Raw genomic sequence first — 5995 nt, forward strand, 5'->3', positions numbered from 1 at the left:
GTTCAGCGCCATGTAGGCGCCAAACACGGCGGCGGTGACGACGATCAGCATCTCGCCGCTCTGCCCCAGCAGGATCGCCGCGGCGAGTCCGGCCAGGATGATGAAGACGAAGCCGATGCCCGGCGCCACCAGCGGCCGGGACACATAGGCGGCGGCTGCCTCGAGATTCGCGAAGCGGCCGAGATCGCGGTCCAGCGTTTCCAGGTGTCGGGGCTCGAGATCCTTGTCAGACATGTTCCGCCTTTCTGTTGCCGCGGGTGCTAGGAGGGAATCGGCGGCATATCAAGACGGCGCTGTCACAAGACAGTCGCACAGTTGCAACATCCCGCCTTGCCATCGGCCGCCGCCGACCGGCCCGCCGCGATCAGCACCCGTTTCGGCGCAAGGCGGCCGTGCTGCCCCAAACCCCGTTTGCCCGGACCGAAAGATCTGGAAGAGTCCCGGCGCGGCCTTCGGGGTCGCGCAGTTGCAGATTTTCGTCGGCCTAGGCGGTTGTCGCCGTCAGCGGCTTGGGGCGCGCCCCGATCCAGACGATCTGGAAACAGGGCATGCCATGAAGCCAGGGACAATGTTCGCATTCGCCGTGGCGGCGGGGCTTGACCCGGCCGCGCCGGCGCAGGGGATCGCGTTCTTCAGCATCGGCACGGGCGGCACCCATGGCCCGATGGCGGGCTGATCGCGCATGCCATCTCGAGCCCGCCCGCCCCGCGCCTGCGAGGAAGGCCATCCTTCCGGGATCGTCCTGTTCCTGCTTTCGGTCCATCTTATACGCCCGGCCTCGGCATCCCGCGCCACTTGGCATCGCGGGGGCTGCGCATGGGCGTGGCACTGTCCGCGGCGCCGGCGCGCAACCGCCACCGGATGGAGGGCCGCGTCATTCCCGACGTGCTGCCGGTGACGGACTGGCTTCTGGCCCTTAGCAGCGCGGTCGGCGCCTGCCACGGGCGGTATGGCTGCAACTGCGCGTCTACACCCCACGGCAGGGGACTGGTCCGCTGTTCGTGGCGGTGGCGATCTTTTTCGCCCGCACCTCGATCATCGGCAATGACGCCTGTTCGGAAATGGCCCCGCCCTTTCCTTGGCATCGGCCGGGGCCGGGCTTGCCGCCTTGCGACGCCTGCTGCCGGTCATGGTGCCATGGCGGGCATTGCAGGCTGTCGCCACGGTGTTCGATCTTGCCGACGCATCGGGCGGGCTGATGGCGACGGCCAGCATGATACCCGGTCCGCCCCGCACTTTCCCAGGCGGACGCCCGACCTGCGCCGCCGCGTTCAGCAATAGCGTTCCACGAAAGCCATCTGGTGATCGCCATAACGGTCGCCATGGGCAAATCCCGGCGGAAGGATGCGCCCGATTTCCGCAATATCCGGGGCGGCAAGGTCCGGCACCTGCCAGTCGCGAAGGTGATCCGCCGTCCGCGTGCCAGGGATCGGGACGATGTGATCCCCCTGCGCCAGAACCCATCCCAGCGCCGCGCCGGGGACCGTCCAGCCCCGCTCGGCGCAGAGAGCCCGGAACGGTGCCATCGCGGCAAGGTTGGCCGAGAAATTCGGCTCGGTAAACCGCGGGTTGGTGTCGCGGAAATCGATGCCCGCGCGGAAATCCCGTTTCAGCGGCGCGCGCCCGAACATGCCGCGCCCCAGGGGCGAAAAGGCGACGAAGGCCACGCCAAGCGCGCGGCAGGCCTGGATCAGGCCCAGCTGGGGCAGCCGCGTCCACAGGGAAAATTCGCTCTGAACCGCGGCCACGGGATGTTCGGCATGGGCGCGGCGCAGGGTCGAGGGCGCGATCTCGGACAGGCCATAGCCGCCGATCTTGCCTTCCTGCACCAGCTTCGCCATCGTCCCGGCCAGGTCCTCGACCGGGATCTCGGGCTGGCGGCGGTGGATGTAGTAAAGCTCGACATGCTCGCGCTTCAGCCGGCGCAGCGATTCTTCAAGGCATTGGCGGATATAGGGCTCGTCGTTGCGCACGGCGCGCGGCGGCCCGGTGACGATGCCGCATTTCGTGGCAAGGTGAATGTCCCGCCGCCCCCATTTGCCGAGGATCCGCTCCGACACGCCCATGCCATAGATGTTGGCCGTGTCGAAATGGCTGATGCCGGCGTCCGCCGCCGCGTCGAGGCAGGCCAGCGACGTCGCCTCGTCCGTTGCGCCGAAGATCCCGCCAAAGCTCATCGTGCCGAAGCCGATGGCGCCGACGTTGCGATTGCCGAGCCGTCTCTGTTCCATCCCTGCCTCCCCGTGCCGCGGTGCGGCAGGGAAGCGCGGCCCGATCCGTTCGTCAAGCGAAAGCGACCTGCGGGCGGCCGGGGCCGCGCCCCCCCTTGGCGGTGCATGTTCGCCCGCGTCGGTTGCTCATCCCCGCTGCGGCAGCTTCGCGCTTCGCCACATGATGAACAGCCCCGAGAGGACGATCATGGCCGAACCGATCAGCATCGAGCCCGTAAGACGCTCTCCGAAAAGCAGGACGCCCAGGGCGACGCCAAAGATCAATCGCACGTAGCGGAAGGGCGTGACGGCAGAGACCTCGCCCGTGCGCATCGCCTTCATCAGGCAGGCATAGGCGCAGACCCCGCAAAGCACCGCGCCCGCCAGAAGCAGCCAGGCTCGCCTTTCGGGAAGGACGAAGGCCGCGTCCGACCAGAAGGAAACCATCACCCCGGCGACCGCCACCGCCAGAAAGCCGTAGAACCCCAGGACGTTGGTCCCCAGGGACGCAGGGGCCGCCCGGCTGGCGAGGTCTCGTCCGGCAAAGCCCAGCATGCCCGCAACCGCGAGAAGCGAGAGCATGGAGAAGCCGTCCGTTCCCGGCCTGACGATCACCAGCACGCCCCCCATGCCCAAGAGGATGGCGCTCCACCGGCGCCATCCGACCCGCTCGCCGAAGACGAGGGCGGCGGCGGCCACCACCACGACCGGCGTCGCCTGCAGGATGACGGTGGCCGCCGAAAGCGGTATCAGCGCCAGCGCGAGGACATAGAACAGCCGGCCCGCGATCTCGAACACCACCCGCAGGCGCATGGGAAAGGACAGCACCTCGGGCGTGAACAGGCTTTCGCCTGCCCATCGGGCCAGGCCGGCAAAGACCAGCGCGCCGCCCAGGCCGAAGGTGACAAGGATCTGGGCGATGGGGATGGTGGAGGAAACGCCCTTGATCATGGCATCCTCGAGCGTGAAGCCCGCCATCGCCGCGACCATCCACAATGCGCCGGCAAGGTTGGCGGCATGGCGCCTGCGCGCGGCCAGGGTTTCTTGCGGCGGGGCCGAAACGCGTTCCATGGGTGGGCTCGTCCAATGAATGGGTAAGAAGATCTTTGCCCGAGTATCAGCCCAGGCCCTCGCATGCCACCCGCTCCGGCGCGGCGGCCGGTGTCGCCCGTCGGCGCCGGCACCGATGCGACGCGGGTGGCAAGCTACAACCCCCGGGTTTCGCTACCGCTGGTCGGCCGCCGCATCCTGGGGCTGGAGGCCGCGGGCTATGGCACGCTTCTGGGCTGCATGGGCGCGGGCGCGGTGCTGGGCACGCTGCTGCTGAAGCGGCTGCGCCGGACGGTTCCCGCCAACCGGATCTCGGTCTGGGCGACGCTGCTGTTTGCGCTGGCGACGCTGGCGCTGACGCTGGTGCCGAACGCCTGGATCGCCGGCGCGGTCATGGTCCTGGCGGGGCTGGCCTGGATCGGGATGCTGACCTCGCTGAACGTGGCGGCGCAGACGGCCTCTCCGGGCTGGGTGAAGGCGCGGGCGCTGGCCGTCTATCTGCTGGTCTTCCGGGGCGCGATGACGGGCGGCAACGTGCTTTGGGGCACCATCGCCTCGTGGTCCGGCGTGCCGGCGGCGCTGGTGGTGGCATCGGCGGGGCTGGTCGCCTCGGTGCTGCTGGCGCGCGTCTGGCGGCTGCCCAAGGATGCGACGGCCGACCTTGCCCCCTCGGACCATTGGGCGGAACCCGTGGTCGCCGGCCCGCCTGGGGACGATCGCGGCCCGGTGCTGATCGAGATCGAATATCGCGTCGATCCGGCCCGGATGGCCGAGTTCACGGCCGCCCTGCGCCGCTTCAGCGCCACCCGCCAGCGCGACGGCGCGATCCGCTGGGACCTGTGGGAGGACATTGCCGAGCCGGGGCGGATGGTCGAGGCCTTCGTGGTGGAAAGCTGGGTCGAGCATCAGCGCCAGCACGCCCGCGTCACCCATGCCGACCAGCTGGACCAGCAGATGCTCAACGCCTTCCATATCGGCGAGGGACCGCCGCGGGTCAGGCACCTGCTGCGGCCGCTGTGACCGCGCGCCCAAGGAACGACAACGCCAGAAAGGACCGACATGATGAACCAAGCCCTGACACCCTATGAGCCGCTTTTGCTCGGCATCCTCAGGATCGTCGCCGCGCTGGTGATCTTCAGCTACGGCACGCAGAAGATCCTTGGCTTTCCGGCCAGCCAGGCCGTGCCCCCGACCGGCTCGCTGCCCTGGATCGCGGGCCTCTTCGAACTGGTCGCGGGCTTTCCGGTCCTGGTCGGGTTCCAGGCCCGCATCGCGGCCTTCGTCCTGTCCGGGGTCATGGCCTTCGCCTATTTCCTGGCGCATGCGCCGCAGGGGTTCTATCCGGCGCAGAACGGCGGCGTTCCCGCGATCCTGTTCTGCTTCGTCTTCCTGTATCTTGCGGCGGCGGGGGCCGCCCGGTCAGCCTCGATGCAGCCCTGCGCAAGACCTGATACCGTAAGCCTTCGCATCCCCGGACCCACGAAAGGAGCCTGACATGAGCTGGAACCCCACGCAGAACCCGGATTGCCCCGACCGCAAGGGCCTGGAATCCATCGAGACGCTGATCATTCCGCGCGCCCGCGACCTGGGCGGCTTCGAGGTGCGCCGCGCGCTTCCCGCGCCGCGCCGGCAGATGGTCGGCCCCTTCATCTTCTTCGACCAGATGGGCCCGGCCGAGTTCCTGACCGGCGGCGGGATCGACGTGCGCCCGCACCCGCATATCGGGCTGGCGACGGTGACCTATCTCTACCAGGGCGAATTCCATCATCGCGACAGCACCGGCGCCGACCAGATGGTCTATCCCGGCGAGGTCAACTGGATGATCGCCGGCAGCGGCGTCACCCATTCCGAGCGCACCAGCGAGGAGATGCGCAAGCAACCCGGCTCGCTCTTCGGCATCCAGACCTGGGTCGCGCTGCCGGAAGCCGAAGAGGACCGCGCTGCGGCCTTCGAGCATCACGGCCAGGAGGCGCTGCCCTTCCTCGATGAAGGCGGCAAGCAGGTGCGGCTGATCCTGGGCTCGGCCTGGGGCGAGCGCGCGCCGGTCAAGACCTTCACCGAGACCTTCTATGCCGATGTCGTCCTTGCCGCCGGGGCCAGCCTGCCGCTGCCCGACGATCACGAGGACCGCGGCGTCTATGTGGTCGAGGGCAGCATCCGTGTCGCCGGCCAAAGCTTCGAGGCCGGCCGGATGATGGTGTTCCGCCCCGGCGACCGCATCAGCCTGAAGGCCGGCGAGGCCGGCGCCCGGCTGATGGTTCTGGGCGGCGAGACCATGAACGGGCCGCGCTACATTTCGTGGAACTTCGTCGCCTCGTCGCAGGAACGGATCGACGCCGCCAAGGAGGCGTGGGCGCAGGGCGACTGGGAACACGGCCGCTTCCGCCTGCCGCCGGGGGACGAGAGCGAGTTCATCCCCCTGCCCGACCAGCTGCGGTGAAGGAACGCATGTCCGACGCGGCAGCGGGACGGACCGTGCCGCCCTGATCCTTGGGCAAGATCCACCCCCTGGCTCATGGCCCGGCCGGTGCCGGATACCCCCACCACGACGGCAAGGGCATGTCCGGCCTCACGTCGCGACCTTGAGGTTCACCCGCGCTTCCAGCTTTACGGCCGCTTCCTTGCGCTCGCTGTAGCGGTCGGTCAGGAAGGCCGAGAGGTCGCGGGTCAGCAGGGTGAACTTCACCANGCGCCCGGCCTCGTCGAATTCCTGCCATGCCCTGGCGACCGAGGAC

The 5995-nt window shown here is 68.9% G+C and carries 5 protein-coding genes and 2 pseudogenes; 3 read left to right on the top strand and 4 right to left on the bottom strand.

The genetic code is table 11. The annotated features are described in order from the left end of the window. The 3 genes and pseudogenes from FE811_RS25430 to FE811_RS25445 form a co-directional block, all read right to left on the bottom strand. Positions 1 to 234 (bottom strand): annotated as a pseudogene (locus tag FE811_RS25430) (inorganic phosphate transporter); the annotation flags it as partial. Positions 235 to 1271: 1037 nt separating this feature from the next. Then, positions 1272 to 2231 carry an aldo/keto reductase gene (locus FE811_RS25440; RefSeq protein ID WP_140849293.1) on the bottom strand — a complete coding sequence of 320 codons (960 nt, stop codon included), beginning with the start codon at positions 2229 to 2231 and terminating at the stop codon, positions 1272 to 1274. 126 nt (positions 2232 to 2357) lie between these two features. Then, a complete protein-coding gene (locus FE811_RS25445) occupies positions 2358 to 3281 on the bottom strand; it encodes a DMT family transporter (protein ID WP_072463479.1) in 924 nt (307 codons plus the stop codon). 63 nt (positions 3282 to 3344) lie between these two features. Between FE811_RS25445 and FE811_RS25450 the strand changes: the two genes are divergently transcribed. The 3 genes from FE811_RS25450 to FE811_RS25460 are packed head-to-tail and all read left to right on the top strand — an operon-like array spanning position 3345 to position 5700. Next, positions 3345 to 4280, top strand: coding sequence for an MFS transporter (locus tag FE811_RS25450; protein ID WP_255469850.1), 936 nt, complete (start codon positions 3345 to 3347; stop codon positions 4278 to 4280). A gap of 39 nt (positions 4281 to 4319) precedes the next feature. Continuing rightward, positions 4320 to 4754: a DoxX family protein gene (locus tag FE811_RS25455; protein WP_255469851.1), complete on the top strand. Its 435-nt coding sequence runs from the start codon at positions 4320 to 4322 to the stop codon at positions 4752 to 4754. Between the two features lies 1 nt (position 4755). Further along, a complete protein-coding gene (locus FE811_RS25460) occupies positions 4756 to 5700 on the top strand; it encodes a pirin family protein (protein ID WP_036755576.1) in 945 nt (314 codons plus the stop codon). Between the two features lie 129 nt (positions 5701 to 5829). Here the strand turns inward: FE811_RS25460 and FE811_RS25465 are convergent. Beyond that, positions 5830 to 5995 (bottom strand): annotated as a pseudogene (locus FE811_RS25465) (arsenical resistance protein ArsH); the annotation flags it as partial.

This window comes from Paracoccus sp. FO-3 (genome assembly GCF_006386455.1).
GTDB classification, from domain to species: Bacteria; Pseudomonadota; Alphaproteobacteria; order Rhodobacterales; family Rhodobacteraceae; genus Paracoccus; species Paracoccus versutus.

Excerpts from the sequence above, each read along its gene's own strand:
- FE811_RS25450 (WP_255469850.1), top strand. The coding sequence starts at position 3,345 with ATGCCACCCGCTCCGGCGCGGCGGCCGGTGTCGCCCGTCGGCGCCGGC.
- FE811_RS25455 (WP_255469851.1), top strand. The coding sequence starts at position 4,320 with ATGATGAACCAAGCCCTGACACCCTATGAGCCGCTTTTGCTCGGCATC.
- FE811_RS25440 (WP_140849293.1), bottom strand. The coding sequence starts at position 2,231 with ATGGAACAGAGACGGCTCGGCAATCGCAACGTCGGCGCCATCGGCTTC.
- FE811_RS25445 (WP_072463479.1), bottom strand. The coding sequence starts at position 3,281 with ATGGAACGCGTTTCGGCCCCGCCGCAAGAAACCCTGGCCGCGCGCAGG.
- FE811_RS25460 (WP_036755576.1), top strand. The coding sequence starts at position 4,756 with ATGAGCTGGAACCCCACGCAGAACCCGGATTGCCCCGACCGCAAGGGC.